This window comes from Ruegeria sp. C6 (genome assembly GCF_056537625.1).
On the sequence record NZ_JBQFRW010000001.1, the window covers coordinates 1,087,906 to 1,108,070 of the forward strand.

Consider the following 20,165-nt stretch of genomic DNA (forward strand, 5'->3'; position numbering starts at 1 on the left):
GCCTACTTCCTCGGGGTCAGGAACGAACGGTCTGTTTGCCCCGTCACAAATTCGACGATCTGGCGCACATATTCGTTGTCTGCATCCTCGCCCAGCCGGGTGGCGCGATCCATGAAGGTGCCGTCTCCTTCTGACAGTTCCTTGAAGGCCGCGCGCAATGCCGAGATATCCTCACGCGTTACACCACGCCGTTTCAAACCGACCAGATTCAAGCCATCCAGTTCGCCCCGAGGCGCCTGAACAAGCCCATATGGAATCACATCATTCGGGACCATCGTAAGCGCGCCAATGATGGCACCGCGACCTACGCGCACGAACTGATGTAAGCCCGAAATTCCGCCAACGATGACGTCATCCTCGATAATACAGTGACCAGCCGCGCCAGCGTGATTCACCAGAATGACCCGGTTGCCGATTTGTACATCATGCGCCACGTGGACACCGGCCATCAGTAAGCAATCATCGCCAATCCGGGTGATACCACCGCCGCCATCCGTGCCGGTGTTGATAGTGACGTGTTCGCGGATACGGTTGCGCTCACCGATTTCAAGGCGCGTGTTCTCACCACCGAATTTCTTGTCTTGCGGAATTTCCCCGACAACAGCAAAGCTGAAAATCACTGTGTCATCACCAATTGACGTATCGCCGGTGACTACGACATGGGATTTCAGTTCGACCCGATCGCCCAGACGGACCTGCGGACCGATATGGCAGAATGGACCAATCGTACAACCCTGCCCGATCTGCGCACCGTCTTCGATAATGGCGCTGGGATGAATACCGCTCATGTTGTTTTTTCCATGTCCCAGTCGACATAGGCCGAAAATTCAGCTTCGGCAGCAACCTCGCCCTCGACTGTCGCGCGGCCGCTGAACTTGAAGATCTTGCCACCTTTCTTACCGCGTACAGTTTCGACATGCATTTCGAGAACATCGCCAGGTACGACCTTGCGGCGGAATTTGCATTTGTCGATATTCATGAAATAGATCAGCAACTCGCTGTCGATTACATCCATGCCGACACCCAGCATAACCCCTGCAGTCTGCGCCATCGCCTCGACAATGGTCACGCCAGGCATGATCGGAGTTCCGGGGAAATGGCCCTGAAAGTGCGGCTCGTTCATGGTGACATTCTTGATGCCCACCGCTGATTGATAGCCATCGATATCCACAACCTTGTCGACCAACAAAAACGGATAGCGATGCGGCAATATACGCTGAATCAGCTGAATGTCGGCGCTCTTGGTTTCCGTGGTCATGGTGCGGATGTCCTGTTCTGGATGTCTCTTTCAAGCGTGGTTAGCAATACCCGTACCCAAGGGCAAGCCAGCCTATTCGTTGTTATTGTTTTCAAGTGTAGCGCCGTCGCCGATTGCGGCATCGATCCTGGCGATCGCAGCGTTGGTAATATCTGAGGCGTCCGTGCTTAGAACCACATTGGACCGCTCGATCACAATCGAGGCGCCAAATTCGCGCAGCAATTCGATCAGCACCGGTTGCGCCATTTCAAAAAACTGACCACGCGCCTCTTCGCCGCGCCGCGCTAATGCGTCCAGTTTGGCGCGCTGGCCGTCACGGTGTGATTGAACTTTCTCGTCAAAAGCTTCGGCAAGCGGGCGAAACTCGTCCGCCGAAAGATCTGACCTCATTTCGGTCAGATCTTTTTCTTCCTTGCTCAACTGCGCCACAATCCGTTCGTTTTCTTCAGCCAAAAGGGTGCTTTCGGCTTCAATCTCGCGAAAGACGCGCTGCCCAAAGGCGGAATCTGCAAACAAACGCTCACTGGAGATTGTCAGAACGTCTGTTTGTGGCACGCCCAATTGCTGCGCACCCAGCGGCATTGCTACAGCTAGAAGTACCAAAACGCACAGGGCCCTTAGCGGGCCCTGCAGGATGTTCTTAACTTCGGTGATCATTCGCGATCAGAACCTGGCTTGAACGGTCAGGTCAAAGCTTTGCTCTTTATCGAAGTCCTCTTTCTTGAGGGCCTGCGAGAAGTTGAAGCGAAGCGGACCAAACGGTGTTTCCCACAGTACGGATACCCCTACAACATGCCGGATCGAACCGCTTTCACCAACAATATCAGCGCCAGCGGTGTTGACGTTGTTGAGATTGTAGAGGTTGCCAACATCATAGAAGACGCCGCCACGCAGCCCCAGTTCTTCGGGCAGCCCCAGCGGGAAGTCCGATTCGAAACGAGCAACCCAGTAGTAGTTGCCGCCGATGGCATCGTCCTGCCCGTTCGAAAGGTCACGCGGCCCGATACCAGCAGGCTCAAACCCGCGGAATGTGCTAGGACCTAGAACAAACCGGTCGAGCGTGCGGCTGAAATCGTCCCCGGTCCAGTTCAGTGCACCCAATTCAAGCGTCGCGCGCAATACGACTTCTTCGTTGAGGACGCGTTTTTGGGCTATCGCCCGTGCCGTGGTTTTGAAGAATTCATTGTCCCCGCCAAGACCAGCAGCATCCACGCCGACTTCGAACAGGACGCCCGCTGTGGGGTTCAGGCCACCAATACGGCTATCGTATACGTAGGACACACCCAGAGAACTGCTGGTTCGTTTCCCCTGATCGATCTCTGATGAGATGACAGCGCCGTTCCGCTCATTGCTCTGCTGGGTCATTTCGCTGCGATCCCAACCATAGCGAAGACGCAGCGCCGACAATTCACCGATCGCGTAGCTCAGCTGTGGGCGGAAGAACACTGTTTTTGTGTCGTAGCTGGCAAAGCTCGAATTGGTGCTGGCCAGACCAAGCCCAAGATCAAAGCGTAGCTTACGGCCCAGCAGATAAGGCTCGGTAAAGTTGATAACGTACTGCTCAGAATCCTGAGCTGTCGACAACGTGATACCCAGGTTTTGCCCGCGGCCGAGGAAGTTCGATTCATTCAATCCGATTGCGATCCCGAAACCGTCCGAGACCGAGTAGCTACCACCCAGACTCAACGAACCGGTTGGTTGTTCTTCGACATCCACGTCCACGATAACCTGGCTTGGCGACGATCCCTCGCGGGTTTCCACATCAGCGACCGAGAAGAAACCCAAGGCGCGAATACGTTCGGCGCTCTGGCGGATTTCGCGGGGATTGAAGGGGTCGCCTTCAACGGTATCGAATTGGCGGCGGATCACACGGTCCAGGGTGGTTGTGTTCCCCTCGATATCGATGCGTTCCACAAAGATACGCGGGCCACGGGTCAGCACGAACTGGACATCCAATGTCAGATCGCGGGGATTACGCGTTACCCGGGGCTCGACCCGCAGAAAATCAACGCCGTTTTTCAGCCCCAGACGCTCCATCCGCGCGATCGAGTTCTCAAGCACCGTCGGAGAGTAAATTACACCTGGTTTGACTTTCAGAGCCGCCTGATAAGGCGCCGGGTCCACACCCGGGATCTCACTGACGGTCGTAATCTGACCGAACGAGAACCGCTGTCCTTCTGTGACGTTCATAACCAGAAAGAATGCATCCCGTTCGCGGGTGAATTCGACATTGGCACTATTGACGCGAAAATCGATATAACCGCGTGACAGGTAGAAATCACGGATCACCTGTTTGTCGAATTCGATTCTGTCGGCAATGAAGGTGTCGCCGCGAAGGAAGGTCCGCAGAATGTTCGCCTGCTTTGTTTCAAGCACGCGGCGCAGTCGACGGTCCGAAAACGCGCGGTTTCCTACAAAACTGACTCGCTCGACCTCGATTGTCGTTCCCTCGGCGACTTCGAACACCAGATCGACACGGTTATCGCTGCGACGAATGATGCGCGGGATAACCGTCGCGGATACGCGGCCCTGCGCCGAATATACTTCGGCAATCAGGTCAGCGTCCGCTTCGGCCTGTTGAGGCGTGAATACGCGGCGGGTTTGGGACGATATCGCTTCGAGCAGGAGATCATCTTTTACGCGGCGATTGCCCTCGATGCTAATCTGGTTGATGGTCGGGTATTCCTCGACCGCGATGACCAACGTACTGCCACGCGGTGTAAGTTCGACTGTTTCAAAAACACCACTGTCAAGCAAACGCTGGAAGGCATCATTCAATTGTCCTGCCGTAACAGTCTGCCCCGGTTCGATTCCGGTGCGGGCGATAATCGTCGAAGTCTCGATCCGTCGATTGCCCTCAACCTCGAAGCTGTTGATGGTGTAGGATTGCGCCTGCGCGGGCTGCGTCAGAACCAGTAAACCCGGTGTAGCAAAAAGGAAAAAGAACGTTAGTGCCTGCCACAAAATGTTGCTTTTCCGCCCCCGCGAGCCGCAGTATGTGCCCGTGCGCCTGCTGTCAGTCATTTTTATCACTACCCAGAATTTTCAGCCTTTAGCTGCTGAGTAGCCCGATTGTGAGGCCATGTCAAAAGACGAAAAAGCAAAAACGGCCCATCAGGCCGTTGCATGTAAGTCAGACATGTTCTGGAGAATCACAAACCGAGCAGATAACCACCAACAGCTAGGGCCAGTGCGGTCACGGCAAAGCTAAGCAGCATATCCCAGTTCAACTGGAACAGGACACTGACACTCTGATAGGATTTTTGAAACGCCTTGGTCATTGAACTCAAGCCTACACTTATCGATGCACCCCAATAAGATAGGCTTGAATTGCGGCAATTTTGCGTCGGAACGGTGCCAAGATCGCCTTAATCAGCAGAACAGATCATTACTGACCGAGAAAAGCATCAATGACAGGATCAGTGTGACACCGACCCCCATCAGTACCCTCAGCGCTTTGTCACTGGGTGGTCTGCCAGACACAGCTTCATAAGCGTAGAATAGCAAATGCCCCCCATCCAAGGCTGGGATCGGGAACAGGTTCAGCAACCCGACCGCCGTTGACAATACGGCGATGAAGAAGATGAAGTTCTGTGCCCCCTGGCTGGCCATAGCACCCGAGGTTTCGGCAATACCGATCGGCCCGGAAATGTTGCAGGTGCTGATCGCTCCGGTGATCATGTGCCACATTCCCGACAGCGAGCCTTCGATGATGCGCCCGGTTTGGACCACGCCACCTTCGATCGAATCCCAAATGCCCGCTGGAACGGTTTCGGGATCGATCATCATGCCGCCTACGATACCGATGCGCCAATGGGTGATGAAACCACCAGTCGACGTCGGCTCGTCGGTGCGTCGGGGCGCAAGTGCAAATTCTAAATCCGCCCCGTCGCGCCATACATCCAGCAGCAATACGCGCCCGTTCGATCCTTCGACATGTTCCTTAAGCTGCTCGAACGCAAAGATCGGATCACCGTCTACCGCCGTGATTACGTCGCCTTGCTGCAACTGTATGTCCATCGCTGCACTGCGCGGCGTAACCTGTTGGATTAGCGGTGGAAAGAGCCAAGGTGCCACGACATCAGTGGTCTCTCCATCTCGGATAACCGTATAGTCCAGCTCTGGTTCTACAGGCAGCGAATTGATGAAATCGGACCAGTTGCTTGCGTCATCGAAATCCGGTGTTGGAATGCCTGCGATGGCGATAATCTCATCGCCCTCCTGCAAACCCTGAATTGTACCAGGCAACGGCTGCAGTGCGCCAACAGTCAAAGGTTCACGGGAAACACCCTGCGACCAGAAAATCAGGCCAAACACCAATATCGACATCACGAAATTAAAGACCGGCCCTGCCGCAACAGTAATCGCACGCGCCCAAAGCGGGGCACCGTGCATGGTGCGGCGCAGCTCTTCCGGGTTTTGTGCAGAGATCTCACTCATTGCGTCTACGTCCTTGCCGGACGCGGCATTGGCATCCCCCAGGAATTTGACATAACCGCCAAATGGCAGCAGCGCGACCTGCCAGCGAGTGCCGCGCTTGTCTACACGGCTCCATAGAACCGGGCCGAAACCGATCGAGAACACTTCGGCATGAATGCCAGACCACCGACCAACGATGTAGTGGCCGTATTCGTGCACCGCGACGATCACTGAAAGCGCAATAACAAAGGCTATTATCGTGTAGAGCAGATTGCCAAATTGCGGGATCAAAGAGAGTATGTCCAAAAGTTCTATCCTGCTCGTTCCAATACGGTTTCATCGACCCACTGACGTGCGAGATGGTCCGTTTGCTGTACATTATCAAGGGTCAATGGTGCATCAATCAGGCTGTCTGAAGCCTCAAAACGCTCCAACACGGCCGACACCGTGTCTGCCATATCCAAAAAACGTATCCGGTTTTCTATAAAGTGGTCCAATGCGCGCTCTTTGGCGGCGTTGAAGATCGCACCGGACAAGCCACCGCGTTGCATCACTTCGCGGGCAAGACGCAAAGCCGGATAACGCACTTCATCCGGTGCATGAAATCGCAACTGACCCAGTTGCGCGAGATCCAGGCGCGCAACAGGTAAATCGCGCCGTTCGGGCCAATGCAGCGCGTACCCGATGGCATGGCGCATATCCGGAGCCCCCAGATGTGCCATCAAGGCGCCGTCCTGAAATCCGACCAGTGCGTGAACGATGGATTCGGGGTGCACGAGGACTTCGATATTCGATGGGTTAACGCCAAAATATTCTTTGGTTTCTATAACTTCCAATGCCTTGTTGAACATAGATGCGCTGTCGATCGTAATCCGCTGTCCCATGTTCCAGTTCGGATGACTCGATGCCTGTTCAACAGTTGCTTTGGCCAGATCGCCAAGCGGCCAATCCCGGAACGCTCCACCGCTTGCGGTGATAATGATCCGTTCGACGCTTGTCATATCCTCGCCCACAAGCGCCTGAAAAACTGCCGAATGTTCGCTATCCACGGGTAATAGCGTGGCGCCATGCGCCCGAGCCGTTTCCAAAACCAGCGGCCCGGCACAAACCAGCGTTTCCTTGTTGGCAAGCGCGAGTGTCGCCCCTTGTTTCAACGCTTCGATCCCCGGAGCCAGTCCTGCGGAACCGACAATTGCAGACATCACCCAATCCGCCGGTCGCGCCCCGGCCTCGATCAGAGCGGCCTGCCCCGCAGCCGCTCGCACTCTGCTGCCGGCCAATGCGTCACGCAGATCATCGAGTTTGTCATCAAACGCAGTCACCGCCACGTCTGCATCCAGGCGCACTGCATCGCCTGCAAGCTGCGCGACGTTGCGTCCACCGGTCAACGCGACCACGTCATAGGCATTCGGATTTCTTGCGATCAAATCAATCGTATTCTGGCCAATGGAACCAGTCGCACCAAATATGGATACCCTTCGCATCACATACCTCCGGGCGCGTAAAACAGCCCTGCGAGCAACACAAAGACTGACGCGCCCATCATCCCATCAAACCGATCCAGAAACCCGCCATGGCCGGGTATAAGGTTTGAGCTGTCCTTAACGCCAAAGCCACGTTTTGTCGCGCTTTCAACAATATCACCGATCTGGCTGGCCATAGAGGCAAGAACCGAGACAACGATAAAAGCAATGCCGAAACCGGCATAGTGCGCAAAAACTGTTCCGACCAGCGCGGCAGCAACCCAGCCTCCAACCGTACCGGACCATGTCTTCTTGGGGCTAACTCTGGGCCAGAACTTAGGTCCGCCAAGCGTTTTGCCCACAAAATACCCGGCGACATCCGTGGCCACGACCACAAGGATCAGCCAAACCATCCATCCAAATCCCAGGTTTTCTCGGATCGATATGAATCCCAGCCCCGACATCGCGATCCAAAGGGCAAACAGGACGTATATCCCGCGCGCACGGTTGATCTGTCCTGCTCCTACCAATGCCGGGGCCACCAAACATGGAAGCTTGTATAGCGGTGGTAGATGATAGCTTAGGACCACGGCGAACCCGGTCAGTATCGCCAGCTGAATCGCGACACCCTGACGTTCTGGGTCGATCATCCGGATCAGTTCCCATATCATCAGACCGCAGACGGTGCCGATAAATATCTCAAACCACAGGCCGCCTAGCCAAACTTCGACTGCCGCAATAGTCACAAGAACCGAAGCCGACAAAACCCGGGCAGTCAGATCAGACCATCGGCCATCACTCATGCCGGGACCGCTCCAAACCGCCGTTCACGCGATCCATAGTTGCGGCACAGCCGTTCCAGTTCTGCAGCGGTGAAATCAGGCCACAGAGTATCGATGAATTCGTATTCGGAATAGGCAGACTGCCACAGCAGGAAATTCGAAATCCGCGCTTCACCACTGGTACGGATCACCAAATCGGGGTCAGGCAGAACGCGCGTGTCCAGATACTTGGGCAGAGTTTCCTCGTCCACGTCCTCGGGGCGCAGTACGCCATCGGCAACGTCACATGCCAAACGTCTGGTCGCGCGCGCCACCTCGTCACGACCGCCATAGTTCAAGGCAACGGTTAGATGAACCAGGTCATTGTTCTGTGTTTCACATTCAAGCGTATCCATCAGCTCGGTCAACTTGGCATCCAGCCGAACTCTATCCCCAATGAAACGGACCCGAATGCCGTTATCTTTCAAGGTCTTGGTCTCTTTGACGATGTAACGGCGAAACAAGCTCATCAGGCCTGCAACTTCGACCTGAGTGCGTTTCCAGTTTTCAGTCGAAAACGCAAATACTGTCAGATACTTGATCCCTAAACCCGGGCAGGCCTCGACCACCTCACGGACGCGGCGCGCACCTGCATGATGGCCAAACAATCGAGGCCGCCCGCGCGACTGTGCCCAGCGACCGTTGCCGTCCATGATGATAGCAACGTGGCGCGGCCCTGCAATCGGAGAGGTATCGGGATCCTTTGGCATATCCGAGGCTCAGACCTGCATGATCTCGGCTTGTTTGGTCTCGAGCGCATCATCGACGGATTTGATCATGGTATCCGTCAGCTCCTGAACCTCGGTTTCCCAGAATTTCTGATCGTCCTCGGACATGCCGTCTGCCTTGGCCTTTTTGATCTGGTCCATGCCATCACGGCGCACATTCCTGATCGAAACCCGTGCGCTTTCTGCATATTGACCCGCGACCTTGCCGAGCTCGCGACGGCGTTCTTCGTTCAGTTCGGGAATCGGCAGCATGATGATGGTACCATTCAGTTGCGGGTTTATACCCAAACCGCTTTCCCGAATGGCCTTTTCAACTTTGCCTACGAGGCCCTTGTCCCAAACATTCACGGTTACCATGCGCGGTTCAGGGACGTTCACGGTACCAACCTGATTGATCGGAGTCATCGCGCCGTAAGCATCGACCATGACGGGCTCAAGCATTGAAGCCGATGCACGACCGGTCCGCAGCGAAGCGAATTCGGTTCTGAGGTTGGCCATGGCACCGTCCATGCGGCGTTTCAGATCATCGGTATCGAGTTCGAAATCATCAGACATGCTGCTCACTCCCCGTCTTCAGGTGATGTTCGGATGGGTCTTAAGCCATCACAAATGGGATGTATAGCAATCATGGTCACGAAATGTGGCAATGGCCAGAACTGTTTCCGGCATTTCGGCCTCATTCCCGACAATTGGGTCGGCCGGATGCATGCTCCGGCCGATCCGTTGTCTGTTTTGTCTATCAAGCGTTCACGTTTACCACGACGCGCCCTTTTACCTGACCTTGCAGGATGTCCGCTCCCAACTGGGGCAGATCAGAAAGGGTTGCTGCATGGACCATCGCCTCAAGTTTATCCATGGGCAGATCGGTTGCGATACGCGTCCAGGCACGGACCCGGTTGTCATATGGCTGCATCACGCTGTCGATGCCCAACAGATTTACACCGCGCAGCAGGAATGGGATCACGGTTGCGGGCAGCGCCGCACCACCGGCAAGGCCAACCGCAGCTACCGAGGCCCCATACTTCATCTGCCCCAGCACGCGGGCAAGCATCGCTCCGCCCACCGCATCAACACATCCGGACCAAGTTTCACTTTCCAGCGGACGCTTGGTGGTCTCGTTCAACTCGTCACGCGGGACAATTGTGGTTGCACCCAGTGATTTGAGATAATCTTCGGTTTCAGGACGCCCGGTCACAGCTGCAACCTCATAGCCCAGATGAGCCAAAATGGCCGTTGCGACCGAGCCGACACCTCCTGCAGCACCTGTGACCAGCACGGGGCCATGACCCGGCTGCAAACCTTGATCCTCCAGCGCCATGACGGCCAGCATAGCGGTGAACCCGGCAGTGCCAACTGCCATCGCCTGCCGTGTATCCAACCCATCCGGCAACGGCACCAGCCAATCTGCTCGCGCGTTTGCTTTTTGTGAATAACCGCCCCAATGCGCTTCACCTACGCGCCAGCCCGTCAGCACGACCTTGTCGCCAGGTTTGTAGCGTGCATCCGAGGACTGCTCGACCGTGCCCGCATAATCGATGCCCGGAATATGAGGATAGCTACGCACCAGACCACCGCCTTTGGGCGACATGCACAGACCGTCCTTGTAGTTCACCGTTGAATATTCAACGGCGGTCGTCACTTCTCCATCCGGCAGCGCATCCAGAGAAACCTGCTTCACCGAAGCGCTTGCGAGGCCGCTTTCTTCATCTTTTTCAACGACAAGTGCATTAAACATGAACTTACTCCTTCTATTGCCTCAATCGGCTGTGTTCCTGAAATAAGGGCTTAGCGCCAGAATTTTTCCTGCACTTCGGCCCATCGCATTCCATGTTCGGTCATCAATTCGATCCGCGTACCTGGCGCCCAATGGGACCGGTCGACCATTCCAATGGCTACATTCACTCCAAACTCGGGTGAATACGCAGCCGAAGCCACCTGCCCGACCTGCCGGCCCCCGGCCATCAGCGGCCAAGACTCGGTGCACGGTCCGATCTCACCTTCAATGACAAGCGGACGGATCTGCCGGGGCGGACCGTTTTTCGCCTGATCCGCCAAAGCGGCTTTGCCGATATAATCCAGCGGAGAATTGCAGAACCGTGCTAGCCCGCATTCATAGGGCGTATTCTCGCGCCGCATGTCCGACCCGAAACTCAATAGACCGCTTTCAACACGCTCAATCCCGTTTGGGCAACCTGCCCGCACGTTCAGGTCTCGGCCATTAGAAAACAGCGTGTCCCATAGTGGCATGCCATAATCCGTCCCTTCGACGTATATCTCGAACCCGCCTTGTTTCGACCAGCCTGACCGGGCGACGACGAAAGATGTATCTTCAAACGCTAACCGTTTATATCGAAAGAACTTTATATCCCTAACTTCATCACCAAAGACGCGCGTCATCAGCTCGTCCGCCTTGGGGCCTTGTACCGCCAAGGGCGACACATCCGGCTCAGAAATATCGACATCCAGCCCCAGCGCAATCACGATTCCCAGAGCAAATTGCCAAAGGTCACCATCGGCAACCGACAACCAATAGTGATCATCCGCCAGTTTGATCGCAACAGGATCATTCAGCATGCCGCCATTGTGATCTACTATCGGCACATAATAGCACTGGTTCGCCTGCATTTTGTCCATATCGCGCGGGCTGAGCATCTTCATCAGCCGCAACGCATCCGGGCCTTTGATCTGTACCTGCCGCTCACACGAGACATCCCAGACCTGAACATGCTGTTTCAGATGCGCCGCATCAGCCTCGACGCTTTCAAAAGCCGTCGCAAGCAGCATGTGATTATAAACGGTATACCCTGTGACGCCTTCGGCCTCGACGCCCGGAGTGAATGGGGTTTTGCGCACGCGCCGGTTCGGTGAGATGACTGCCATGTCAGAAATCCTCTGGCAGAAAGACAAGATCGCTGACAGGTGCCTGCGAACCAGCCTCGGTCAGCATTTGGTGCAATTGTCCGCGATGATGTGTCTGATGATTGAACATATGAATGACGCATTGCCCGTAAGGCTTTGTTACGTCGTTCTCTTTTGCAGCCGAGTACCACGTGAACGAACTGCTCAGGACATCATCCCCCAACGTATTGGCCCATCTGGCAATACGGGCGTCAATCGTATCGCGCAGCGGCAGCCAGTCGGCCATGCCAGTGCAGATCGAGACACTCTCAGGAATGCCACCACCTGGCCCCGGTCCCTTGTCAAACCGGGAAATCCAGATCCAATCCCCCCAAAGCAGATGATTGGCAGTTCCCATGATCGACCCGAAAAAAGCGCCGCGATCCCGTGCCAATTCCTCGTCTGAAAGAGCTTTGAGAAAGCTCTTTAACTGGTTGTTTTGCCAGTGGTTATATCGCGCCATTTCACGGGCATAGGCACCGGTTATCATTACTTTGGCCCGTGCCAGTCAATCGGGCAGATCTCGGCTGACTTGCCGCCGAAGTCCCATACGCGACCATAGTCGCGCACCTTGGATTTCGTACCTTTTGCTACAATGATGTCCGGCCCCATCCAGTATTTCGAATTTGAAACCATCACTGGGTGCTCTGGGTCTTTGCCCGCAAGCATTTCGATCTCACCCTGAATCTTGCGCCCTATCATGATCCGGCGTTTGGTGCCGTCCCTTTCGATCTGAACCGGTGCACGTTCAGCCCCTATGATCTCGCTGACCAACATAGTGAACAGCCCGGTTGTGCCACCTGCCTGACCGCTGAATATCTGCAACAGTCCATTGTAAGCCTTGCCGCTAGCACGTTCATCCACATAAGCCGCGACCTTCCACTGGCCTTCGCCCATGCGTCCGGGGATATCGACCAACAGGCCTACATTCAGTCCGGACAAATCTTCGCCTTCGTAATGGCCTTCGTCGATCGCGATACCCATCCACGCATGGCAATGCCCTTCGGTCGGAGGGTGTGCACCCAGCGAAACCACGCATGGGCAGAATACGTCACACGAACAGTTCAGGATCAGTTCACCCTTAACCGCCCAATCGGTCGGGCTCATCTCACGCCGCTTGGGATTTGGCATCCGGCTGTCAATTCTTTGACTGACCGGCAGCTTGTCTGCATCCGGTTTTCTGTTTTTAGCCATCGGCTTATCCTCCGTAAACAATGTGATGAGCGAGCAGTGCAAAACCACCCGCAATCAAGACGAATCCCATAGGACGGGTCACGGCGTGCCCGATCTGGGGAAGTTTTTCCAATACCATGAACAGGGTCGCCAGCCCCATCCAGAGCAGGCTCATGACGCCGCCGACAAAGCCCAACGCCATGAAGCCCCAGCAGCAACCGACACAGAACGCACCCAGTCCGACGCCCATGCGTACACCGCCGCCGAATCCGGTTTTCCAGTGGCCCAGAAAATACGTCATCGGTGCATGGCAAACACCGTGGCAGACTTCTTTCACCCGAGAAAACTGAAAGGCACCCACGGCGATCAACAGGCCGGCGGCCAGATATGGCGATTTAGCGATCCCCAACATATCAACCGCGCCGCCAAACAGCAGCGCCAATTGCAGGCCAGTGATCAGCGCAGCAAAGCCCACCCAAACTATGAAATATCCGGATAGAACGCCCAGCCACCCTGCCCGCGTACCGTTCGCGCTGCGGATTAGATCATCATAACTGCGCAACGTGGGCACCAAAGTCGGCAGCATCATGGCCGCCATCATGATCGCCCACATCCAGAAAAGTGGGCCGAACTCGGCCATGGGCATATACATGTCCATACGCGGATCCATGGCCGCCATCGCCTGACCCATCGGTCCGGGTCGACCGATCCAGTCCACGTCCATATCGCGGCTCATCGAGACCATCATCCACCACGACCAAAGGATCGTGATGTAGAAGCCCAACCAAAGCGCGCTGCGGAAAATTGAGCGACTCACTTGCTCCTCCCGACTCAACTCTCTTGCTTTTCAAATGTCAGACTTTTAAATGTCAGACAAATAAAAATTACGCATCGCCGAAAACAACCATGAAAATCGACCCTCAGAGTACTGCAGATCTATCCGCTCAAATTGCTCAGGCGATCCGCGACGCCATTATTTCGGGTCGGTTAATCGTAGATGAGCGTCTGCCATCAGAATCTGAGTTGGCCGATCAGTTCAAAGTATCACGGCCTACGGTTCGCGAAGCACTGAAACGTCTGGCAGCGCAGTCCCTTATCCGCACGCAACGCGGGGCATCGGGTGGTGCGTTTGTGAACCGACTGAGTTTTGAGGATGCCTATTCCCAACAAGTCACAACCTCGACACTGCTGCTGTCGATGAACGCTGTCAGTTTCGACACCGCATGCGAAGCGCGTTATGCGCTCGAACGTGCATGCGCTGCTTTGTCGTCACAACGCCGCACCGCAGATCAACTCGCCACCATGCGGGCCGAGATATTTCGTCAGGCGCAACCAGGTCTCACAGATGAGGCTTTCTGCGCGTCCGACGTCGCCTTTCATCGCGCGCTTGTGGATGGCGCGGGCAACCCCGTTCTGTCCTACCAATTGGCCGGTGCGGTCGAGGCTATGCAACCTCTGATGAACATGATTACGTTCACGGCCCGATCCCGCGAAGAGATCATCGCCCTCCACAGTGACATCACAGACGCACTAGAAGCGCGTGATGCCGGCTCGGTCGATGCAGCATTGATCAAACTTGAGGCCTACACACGGCAACTGGCGCAGGACGTGGCCGAAAGACGACGCAAACCCGCCTGACCACAGGCAAAAAGGAACGAAGGACGGCGAGGTGCCCGAGCAGGCAGCATGACATCCGGCGTTAAGACCGGAACTTCCAACATGAATTGAAGATCAATGACTTACGGGAGGACGTTATGAACCAAAGACCGGACCCAACCTTTTACCCATCAGCCAAACTGGCGATGGAGGGCCCCACTGAAACGCTTGCATTCACGTTGATGCTAAGCCCTGATTTTTCCCAACCAGACGGTTTGGCCGTCGTGAACGTGGATCCGACTTCGGATGATTACGGAAAAATTGTTCATCAGGTGATCATGCCAGAAAAAGGCGATGAGTTTCACCATTTCGGGTGGAACGCTTGTTCCTCTGCGCTGTCACCGCTTAGTGGCCATGCGTTTCTGGAACGCCGCTACCTCATTGTTCCTGGCATACGATCAAGCCGGATCTACATTATCGACGTCAAGAACCCGCTTGAGGCCAAGATACACAAGATCATCGAACCCGAAGAAGTTTTTGCAAAAACTGGATATTCCCGCCCGCACACGATCCATTGCGGACCGGAGGGGATCTACGTGAGCACGCTTGGAGGCGGTGGCGAAGACGGCACGGACGGTCCTCCGGGCATTTTCATCATGGATTGCGAGAGCTTCGAGATCATCGGGCGCTACGAGATCGAGCGAGGTATCCAAGACAAACACTACGATTTCTGGTGGAACCTGCCACGCGACTATATGGTCAGTTCGGAATGGGGACTGCCTCCGCAATTCGAAAACGGCATCGTGGCCGAGGATCTGCTTTCGAACAAATACGGGCACAGCATCCATTTCTGGAACCTACGCAGCCGGACCAATATTCAGACCATCGATCTGGGTGAAAATCACCAGATGGCCCTGGAAATCCGGCCCGCTCACGATCCGGTCAAACAATATGGGTTCTGTGGTGTGGTGGTTGACACGACCAATCTGCAGGGCGCGATCTTTACTTGGTGGCGTAATGATGATGGCACCTTCGAGGCAAAGAAGACCATCACGATCGATCCGCAGCCCGCTGATCCAGATGACTTGCCTGAATTGCTGAAAGGCTTCTCTGCCGTTCCGCCACTGGTCACGGATATCGACCTCAGCTTGGACGATAAATACCTTTATGTGGCCTGTTGGGGCACGGGTGAGATGCATCAATACGATGTCTCTGATCCGATGAACCCGACCCTTGCGGGCAAAGTCGAGATCGGGGGGATCGTCAAGAAAACAAAACATCCCAACGGGCAAGACTTTGGTTACGGGCCGCAGATGGTTGAAATCAGCCGCGACGGAAAGCGGGTATATTGGACCAATTCGCTTTATTCCACTTGGGATGATCAGTTCTATCCCGGTGAACGCGGGGCTGCGATGGTCAAGGCGGATGTTGGCGAAAACGGAGGCCTGACATTGGATCCGAAGTTCTGGGTCGACTTCCCCGACGGATATCGGGCCCACCAAATCCGGCTTGAGGGTGGAGACTGTTCTACCGATAGTTTCTGCTACCCATCGGTCTGAGTTGGAGACTCTGATGACATCAACGGCTGGTCTCTGGCTGGCCGTTGTGCTTAGCGGCGCTTATCATGGCCTGAATCCCGGAATGGGCTGGCCGCTTGCGGTATCTTCGGCGCTGATGGAACAACGGCCATCAGCTTTGTGGCGCGCATTGACCGCCCTGGCTGGTGGTCATTTCGTCGCCATGCTGGGGGTCCTACTGCCATTTGCTATGATGGCAGTTCTGGTTGAATATCAACGCGAAATTCGTATCGGTGCTGCGCTGATTGTGATCACAATGGGTGTTTACATCGCCATAACACGCCGGCATCCCCGGATGTTGTCGCGCGTACCGCCAAGCAAATTGGCACTTTGGTCGTTCCTCGTTGCGCTGGCACACGGCGCGGCGTTGATGTTGGTTCCGATTTATCTTGGATTGTGTGGATCAGACGAGTTGGAAACGGGCCAGATCGCAGTCTCTCAGATCATGGCGAGCAATGGCCTGCTCGTACTGACGGTCGCTGCACTTCACACAGCCGCCATGATCCTTGGCGGGGGTATTCTGGCCTTCGCCGTCTATCGCTGGCTGGGCCTTCAATTTCTGTCACGCAGTTGGTTCAATCTGGAACTTGTCTGGGCTCTCAGCCTGATCGCGGTCGGAGTTATAGGCTTGTGGTCAGCGATTTAGATGCTTTTCTTTACATAGTGCTGCGCTAGACTCTGCGGGCAGAGCAAAAAGGGAAAAAAGTCCATGATCACAGCCCTTAACGTGATTGCCGCCTTGCTGACCATCGGCTTTGGTTTGTTCGGATTTCTGGCCCCGGCCTACACAGCCAACGCGCTGGACCTAGCCCCCACCAAAAGCACCATGGGACTTAGTGAGATGCGAGCCTCGGTTGGCGGGTTGTTCGTGGTGACAGGTGCCGTGGTTCTCTGGCTCAACACACCGATGGCATATGCCATGCTGGGCGTTGTTTATGCAGGGGCGGCGTTGGGTCGGTTTGTGTCTTTGGCGCTGGATAATCCCCCGTTCGTCAAGGCGCTGACTTTTGGTGGAATCGAGCTTGTTCTGGCCCTTTGGCTTATTCTCGCCAACTTGAACAGAGCTGCTTAACTTATTGAATTTGATACAAGTCAACCTTAGCATTCCGGGTTTGCATCCGACGACGTCCTAACCTATATATGAGGGGTCCTTCGGGACTATGGACATAAACGCGCTCGTAATAAGCGGATCGGACCCGGGGGCGGTACCCGGCGGCTCCACCAACATCCTTCGTTTGAGGATCATGGGGCCGAAATAGGATCGACGAACGTCTAAAGGGGTTAGCTTTGTCTCGGCTGTCTGCCACCGTTACCGGCGAAACTAGTACAATTGCAAACGACAATCGTGCTCCGGTTGCAGTTGCTGCGTAAGCAGTAGCAAGACCGAAACTTAAGCCCTTGCGCCTAGCCGCGTAAGGCGGGGTTCGCAGGTACCTGGCAACAGAAACCTGCATTTTACCGATTATGTCTGCTCCATGCCCATAACTCACCTGAGATTCAGGGTTTATTCACTTCTCTGCTTCATCTTCCTGAACAAGCGACAGGAGGGCTGAGATGACGAATTCTGACAGGCTTAGGGCGTGGTATTCAGAGGTCTGGGAACAAGGCAATACCGATGCAATCGATCAGTTTTTTGCCCCGGATACGATGGCCGAAGGGTTGATACCCGAAATGCAGGTTGGCGCGGATGACTTTCGCGATCTGGTCATGGCGTTTCGTCATGTTCTGGGCGAGATCACAGTCGAACTGCCGAAGATCATCGAAAATGGTGATTGGGTCTCGGGTATTCTGCATGTCCGCACTTTCCGGGCCGATAACGGTGCCCCGCTTGAAGTTACCGGACAAGTCATGGCGCGCTTCAAAGGGGACAAGATGGTCGAGGCCTATAATCAGTTTGATTTCATTACACTTTTTGAACAACTGGGGCAGTTCCCACAGGATACTCTTCCGGTTTGCATGACCGGGCAAAGGTTGGACTGGGCCTGATAAACTTGACCGCAAGCTTGACCCATCCCGCATTTGCGCGCTAGCAGAGGATCAAGGGGTAAGCTTGCGAACACCCCGTGAGGCGGCAGCCCAAGTTCGCATGTATCCAAAGCAATAAGGAAACATGCAATGGCTGCCCCCAATGCAATTACACCCCGACAACTCTTGCGCCTGATCGGTACGCCTCAGGCTCCTATCCTGTTTGATGTGCGCACAGATGGGGATTTCGACGATGATCCCTCCCTCATACCCGGCGCATTCCGAATGCCATATCAAAATGTTGATGGCATAAGAAATCATACCGGCGATCATTCTTGCGTTGTAATTTGCCAGAAAGGCAAAAAGCTGAGTCAGGGCGTTGTTTCATGGCTGCAGGCTGAAGGGGTGGTGGCAGAATTTCTGGAAGGTGGAATGTTCGCCTGGCGCGCTATGCCGGGCGCAATGGTCGTGCCTGTGCCTGCCCTTCCTGCAGTTGCAAAAGGCAACACGGTCTGGGTGACGCGGCACCGCCCCAAGATTGATCGCATCGCGTGCCCCTGGCTGATCCGCAGGTTTGTCGACAGGCGCGCTCGGTTCCTGTTTGTAGCACCGGATGAAATTCAGGGGGTTGCCGAGCACTTCGGTGCCACACCCTTTGATGTTGAAGGAACTGATTGGAGCCATCGCGGCGACAATTGCACCTTTGATACGATGCTGGATGACTTCAAGCTTCGATCTGAGCCTCTGGACCGCATGGCGACGATCATACGTGCCGCCGATACAAACAGGCACGATCTGGCGCCTGAGGCCGCCGGGGTGCTGGCCCTTTCGGTCGGCTTGTCGCGCCAGTATCGGGATGACCAACAACAATTGCAGGCTGGAATGCACATCTATGATGCACTCTATCGCTGGGCGCGCGATGGCTCTAGCGAGACGCATGATTGGCCCGCGGGTCACGGCAGATGACCCCTTCATATCAAGAGTTGATCAGGGTGTTTGGGCGCATCGGGCTTTTGTCATTTGGCGGCCCCGCCGCCCAAATCTCACTCATGCATCAGGAACTGGTCGAAAAGCGCCCCTGGTTGGACGAACAGACCTATCTACGCGCGCTTTCGCTGTGCATGCTGTTGCCGGGTCCCGAAGCCATGCAGCTTGCCACTTATGCTGGCTGGCGGCTGCGCGGCGTAGCCGGAGGGTTGATCGCGGGCAGCTTGTTTGTGCTGCCGGGGGCTCTGGTGATCGCGCTGTTGGTTTTGCTCTATGCGGCCTATGGCACATTGCCTTTGGTTCAGGCCGGGTTTCTGGGCATCAAGGCCACCGTGATCATCATCGTCCTTCAGGCGCTACGGAACCTATCGAAAAAAGCGCTGACAGATGTTGAGCATCGGATGATCGCGGGCCTCGCCTTTTTAGGGATTTTTGTCTTCAACCTGCCCTTCCCGCTGATCATCCTGTGCGCCGCCGTTTGGGGGTTCGCCACTTCGAAGGACCATGCACCAGCCGCCGTTCAAACCAGCCCAACGCTTGCCAATCCCGTTCGCACTGCGGTTTTCTGGCTTGTTCTTTGGCTGGGGCCGTTGTTCGTGCTGTCTCTGACGGGTCAGGAACTGCTCAGCGATCTGGGTTGGTTCTTTGCCCGGCTCGCGGTTGTTACCTTTGGCGGGGCCTATGCGGTGCTGGCCTATATGACCCAGACTGTGGTCGAGACCTACCAATGGATCAGCACGGACCAGATGATCGACGCGCTGGGGCTGGCCGAAACGACGCCCGGGCCGCTGATTCTGGTGACTCAGTTTGTGGCCATGCTTAGCGGTCAGATTGCCGGAGGCGCCTCGCTGGCGTTTGCGGCGGGCATTGTCGCTTTATGGGCGACGTTTGTACCGTGTTTTCTGTGGATTTTTCTTGCAGCCCCGCATCTGGATAGAATCGCCGAGCGTCCGCGTCTTGAGGCCGCGATGCACGGAATCACAGCTGCGGTCGTCGGAGTGATTCTCAACCTCTCCGTGTGGTTCGGGCTAAACGTCTTGTTCACCTCAATTCCGGGGTGGCATTGGGGACCAGTTTCTCTCCCCCTACCCGACCTTTCGTCGCTTGAATTCAGCGCACTTGTGCTGACCGTTCTGGCTGGCCTGTTGATTTTCCGTATGAAATCCGGTTTAGCAACCACACTTGGTATCATGGTTCTGGCCGGACTAGGCATGCAGATTTTGTAATCAATACAGCCCAGCACAGCCTTTCGTTTCCGTCCGAATGAACTATGCTGGGAT

At 55.4% G+C, this 20,165-nt stretch carries 22 protein-coding genes and 1 other RNA gene; 8 read left to right on the top strand and 15 right to left on the bottom strand.

The window, feature by feature from the left end; genetic code table 11:
• Positions 1-2 precede the first annotated feature (2 nt).
• From lpxA to ACR0MJ_RS05480, 15 genes are all read right to left on the bottom strand, one after another.
• A complete protein-coding gene (gene lpxA, locus ACR0MJ_RS05410; protein ID WP_170405636.1) occupies positions 3-788 on the bottom strand; it encodes an acyl-ACP--UDP-N-acetylglucosamine O-acyltransferase in 786 nt (261 codons plus the stop codon).
• Positions 785-1,258, bottom strand: coding sequence for a 3-hydroxyacyl-ACP dehydratase FabZ (gene fabZ, locus ACR0MJ_RS05415; RefSeq protein ID WP_170393131.1), 474 nt, complete (start codon positions 1,256-1,258; stop codon positions 785-787). The genes lpxA and fabZ overlap by 4 nt, the downstream gene beginning before the upstream one ends.
• Positions 1,259-1,330: 72 nt before the next feature.
• Positions 1,331-1,915, bottom strand: a complete 585-nt coding sequence (locus ACR0MJ_RS05420) for an OmpH family outer membrane protein (protein WP_480759726.1) — start codon at positions 1,913-1,915, stop codon at positions 1,331-1,333.
• 6 nt (positions 1,916-1,921) lie between these two features.
• Positions 1,922-4,282: an outer membrane protein assembly factor BamA gene (gene bamA / locus ACR0MJ_RS05425; protein ID WP_170393133.1), complete on the bottom strand. Its 2,361-nt coding sequence runs from the start codon at positions 4,280-4,282 to the stop codon at positions 1,922-1,924.
• Positions 4,283-4,410: 128 nt separating this feature from the next.
• On the bottom strand, positions 4,411-4,539 hold the full coding sequence (locus tag ACR0MJ_RS05430) for a hypothetical protein (protein ID WP_255612105.1): 129 nt from the start codon (positions 4,537-4,539) through the stop codon (positions 4,411-4,413).
• 91 nt (positions 4,540-4,630) lie between these two features.
• Positions 4,631-5,983, bottom strand: a complete 1,353-nt coding sequence (gene rseP, locus ACR0MJ_RS05435; RefSeq protein WP_480759730.1) for an RIP metalloprotease RseP — start codon at positions 5,981-5,983, stop codon at positions 4,631-4,633.
• A 5-nt stretch (positions 5,984-5,988) separates the two neighbouring features.
• The gene (dxr, locus tag ACR0MJ_RS05440) at positions 5,989-7,161 is read right to left on the bottom strand and encodes a 1-deoxy-D-xylulose-5-phosphate reductoisomerase (protein ID WP_480759732.1); all 1,173 of its coding nucleotides are present in this window, start codon (positions 7,159-7,161) and stop codon (positions 5,989-5,991) included.
• The gene (locus ACR0MJ_RS05445; protein ID WP_170393136.1) at positions 7,161-7,943 is read right to left on the bottom strand and encodes a phosphatidate cytidylyltransferase; all 783 of its coding nucleotides are present in this window, start codon (positions 7,941-7,943) and stop codon (positions 7,161-7,163) included. Before ACR0MJ_RS05445 ends, dxr begins: the two co-directional genes overlap by 1 nt.
• Complete coding sequence (uppS, locus tag ACR0MJ_RS05450) at positions 7,940-8,671, bottom strand: polyprenyl diphosphate synthase (protein WP_480759735.1); 732 nt, start codon at positions 8,669-8,671, stop codon at positions 7,940-7,942. The genes ACR0MJ_RS05445 and uppS overlap by 4 nt, the downstream gene beginning before the upstream one ends.
• A gap of 9 nt (positions 8,672-8,680) precedes the next feature.
• Positions 8,681-9,244, bottom strand: coding sequence for a ribosome recycling factor (frr, locus tag ACR0MJ_RS05455; RefSeq protein WP_170393138.1), 564 nt, complete (start codon positions 9,242-9,244; stop codon positions 8,681-8,683).
• Positions 9,245-9,428: 184 nt separating this feature from the next.
• The gene (gene acuI / locus ACR0MJ_RS05460) at positions 9,429-10,424 is read right to left on the bottom strand and encodes an acryloyl-CoA reductase (RefSeq protein WP_480759738.1); all 996 of its coding nucleotides are present in this window, start codon (positions 10,422-10,424) and stop codon (positions 9,429-9,431) included.
• A 50-nt stretch (positions 10,425-10,474) separates the two neighbouring features.
• Entirely contained in the window at positions 10,475-11,569 is a 1,095-nt protein-coding gene (locus tag ACR0MJ_RS05465; protein ID WP_480584996.1) for a dimethylsulfoniopropionate demethylase, read from the bottom strand.
• A 1-nt stretch (position 11,570) separates the two neighbouring features.
• Complete coding sequence (locus ACR0MJ_RS05470; RefSeq protein ID WP_480759741.1) at positions 11,571-12,077, bottom strand: DinB family protein; 507 nt, start codon at positions 12,075-12,077, stop codon at positions 11,571-11,573.
• A complete protein-coding gene (locus tag ACR0MJ_RS05475) occupies positions 12,077-12,781 on the bottom strand; it encodes a DUF1326 domain-containing protein (protein WP_170393142.1) in 705 nt (234 codons plus the stop codon). Before ACR0MJ_RS05475 ends, ACR0MJ_RS05470 begins: the two co-directional genes overlap by 1 nt.
• A gap of 4 nt (positions 12,782-12,785) precedes the next feature.
• Positions 12,786-13,577, bottom strand: coding sequence for a DUF2182 domain-containing protein (locus ACR0MJ_RS05480; protein ID WP_170393143.1), 792 nt, complete (start codon positions 13,575-13,577; stop codon positions 12,786-12,788).
• An 89-nt stretch (positions 13,578-13,666) separates the two neighbouring features.
• Here ACR0MJ_RS05480 and ACR0MJ_RS05485 point away from each other — a divergent pair, with 89 nt between their 5' ends.
• The 8 genes from ACR0MJ_RS05485 (at position 13,667) to chrA (ending at position 20,111) form a co-directional block, all read left to right on the top strand.
• Positions 13,667-14,398 (top strand): FadR/GntR family transcriptional regulator, encoded by a 732-nt coding sequence (locus ACR0MJ_RS05485; RefSeq protein WP_170405607.1) that lies wholly within the window; start codon positions 13,667-13,669, stop codon positions 14,396-14,398.
• A gap of 116 nt (positions 14,399-14,514) precedes the next feature.
• On the top strand, positions 14,515-15,915 hold the full coding sequence (locus ACR0MJ_RS05490) for a selenium-binding protein SBP56-related protein (protein ID WP_170393145.1): 1,401 nt from the start codon (positions 14,515-14,517) through the stop codon (positions 15,913-15,915).
• 13 nt (positions 15,916-15,928) lie between these two features.
• The gene (locus ACR0MJ_RS05495) at positions 15,929-16,579 is read left to right on the top strand and encodes a hypothetical protein (protein ID WP_170421484.1); all 651 of its coding nucleotides are present in this window, start codon (positions 15,929-15,931) and stop codon (positions 16,577-16,579) included.
• Between the two features lie 63 nt (positions 16,580-16,642).
• Entirely contained in the window at positions 16,643-17,005 is a 363-nt protein-coding gene (locus ACR0MJ_RS05500) for a DUF4345 family protein (RefSeq protein WP_170625938.1), read from the top strand.
• A gap of 36 nt (positions 17,006-17,041) precedes the next feature.
• Positions 17,042-17,388, top strand: a transfer-messenger RNA (tmRNA) gene (ssrA, locus tag ACR0MJ_RS05505).
• A 99-nt stretch (positions 17,389-17,487) separates the two neighbouring features.
• Positions 17,488-17,919 (top strand): ester cyclase, encoded by a 432-nt coding sequence (locus ACR0MJ_RS05510; protein ID WP_170393148.1) that lies wholly within the window; start codon positions 17,488-17,490, stop codon positions 17,917-17,919.
• Between the two features lie 129 nt (positions 17,920-18,048).
• Positions 18,049-18,864 carry a sulfurtransferase/chromate resistance protein gene (locus ACR0MJ_RS05515; protein ID WP_170465383.1) on the top strand — a complete coding sequence of 272 codons (816 nt, stop codon included), beginning with the start codon at positions 18,049-18,051 and terminating at the stop codon, positions 18,862-18,864.
• Positions 18,861-20,111, top strand: coding sequence for a chromate efflux transporter (chrA, locus tag ACR0MJ_RS05520; protein WP_480759744.1), 1,251 nt, complete (start codon positions 18,861-18,863; stop codon positions 20,109-20,111). Before ACR0MJ_RS05515 ends, chrA begins: the two co-directional genes overlap by 4 nt.
• The last annotated feature ends 54 nt before the right edge of the window (positions 20,112-20,165 follow it).

Bases quoted from the DNA above. Each gene is read 5' to 3' on its own strand.
- ACR0MJ_RS05495 (WP_170421484.1), top strand. From the start codon at position 15,929: ATGACATCAACGGCTGGTCTCTGGCTGGCCGTTGTGCTTAGCGGCGCT.
- uppS (WP_480759735.1), bottom strand. From the start codon at position 8,671: ATGCCAAAGGATCCCGATACCTCTCCGATTGCAGGGCCGCGCCACGTT.
- frr (WP_170393138.1), bottom strand. From the start codon at position 9,244: ATGTCTGATGATTTCGAACTCGATACCGATGATCTGAAACGCCGCATG.
- ACR0MJ_RS05510 (WP_170393148.1), top strand. From the start codon at position 17,488: ATGACGAATTCTGACAGGCTTAGGGCGTGGTATTCAGAGGTCTGGGAA.
- lpxA (WP_170405636.1), bottom strand. From the start codon at position 788: ATGAGCGGTATTCATCCCAGCGCCATTATCGAAGACGGTGCGCAGATC.
- acuI (WP_480759738.1), bottom strand. From the start codon at position 10,424: ATGTTTAATGCACTTGTCGTTGAAAAAGATGAAGAAAGCGGCCTCGCA.
- ACR0MJ_RS05475 (WP_170393142.1), bottom strand. From the start codon at position 12,781: ATGGCTAAAAACAGAAAACCGGATGCAGACAAGCTGCCGGTCAGTCAA.
- ACR0MJ_RS05490 (WP_170393145.1), top strand. From the start codon at position 14,515: ATGAACCAAAGACCGGACCCAACCTTTTACCCATCAGCCAAACTGGCG.
- ACR0MJ_RS05500 (WP_170625938.1), top strand. From the start codon at position 16,643: ATGATCACAGCCCTTAACGTGATTGCCGCCTTGCTGACCATCGGCTTT.
- ACR0MJ_RS05465 (WP_480584996.1), bottom strand. From the start codon at position 11,569: ATGGCAGTCATCTCACCGAACCGGCGCGTGCGCAAAACCCCATTCACT.
- ACR0MJ_RS05470 (WP_480759741.1), bottom strand. From the start codon at position 12,077: ATGATAACCGGTGCCTATGCCCGTGAAATGGCGCGATATAACCACTGG.
- ACR0MJ_RS05485 (WP_170405607.1), top strand. From the start codon at position 13,667: ATGAAAATCGACCCTCAGAGTACTGCAGATCTATCCGCTCAAATTGCT.
- fabZ (WP_170393131.1), bottom strand. From the start codon at position 1,258: ATGACCACGGAAACCAAGAGCGCCGACATTCAGCTGATTCAGCGTATA.
- ACR0MJ_RS05430 (WP_255612105.1), bottom strand. From the start codon at position 4,539: ATGACCAAGGCGTTTCAAAAATCCTATCAGAGTGTCAGTGTCCTGTTC.
- dxr (WP_480759732.1), bottom strand. From the start codon at position 7,161: ATGCGAAGGGTATCCATATTTGGTGCGACTGGTTCCATTGGCCAGAAT.
- bamA (WP_170393133.1), bottom strand. From the start codon at position 4,282: ATGACTGACAGCAGGCGCACGGGCACATACTGCGGCTCGCGGGGGCGG.
- ACR0MJ_RS05420 (WP_480759726.1), bottom strand. From the start codon at position 1,915: ATGATCACCGAAGTTAAGAACATCCTGCAGGGCCCGCTAAGGGCCCTG.
- ACR0MJ_RS05445 (WP_170393136.1), bottom strand. From the start codon at position 7,943: ATGAGTGATGGCCGATGGTCTGATCTGACTGCCCGGGTTTTGTCGGCT.
- chrA (WP_480759744.1), top strand. From the start codon at position 18,861: ATGACCCCTTCATATCAAGAGTTGATCAGGGTGTTTGGGCGCATCGGG.
- ACR0MJ_RS05515 (WP_170465383.1), top strand. From the start codon at position 18,049: ATGGCTGCCCCCAATGCAATTACACCCCGACAACTCTTGCGCCTGATC.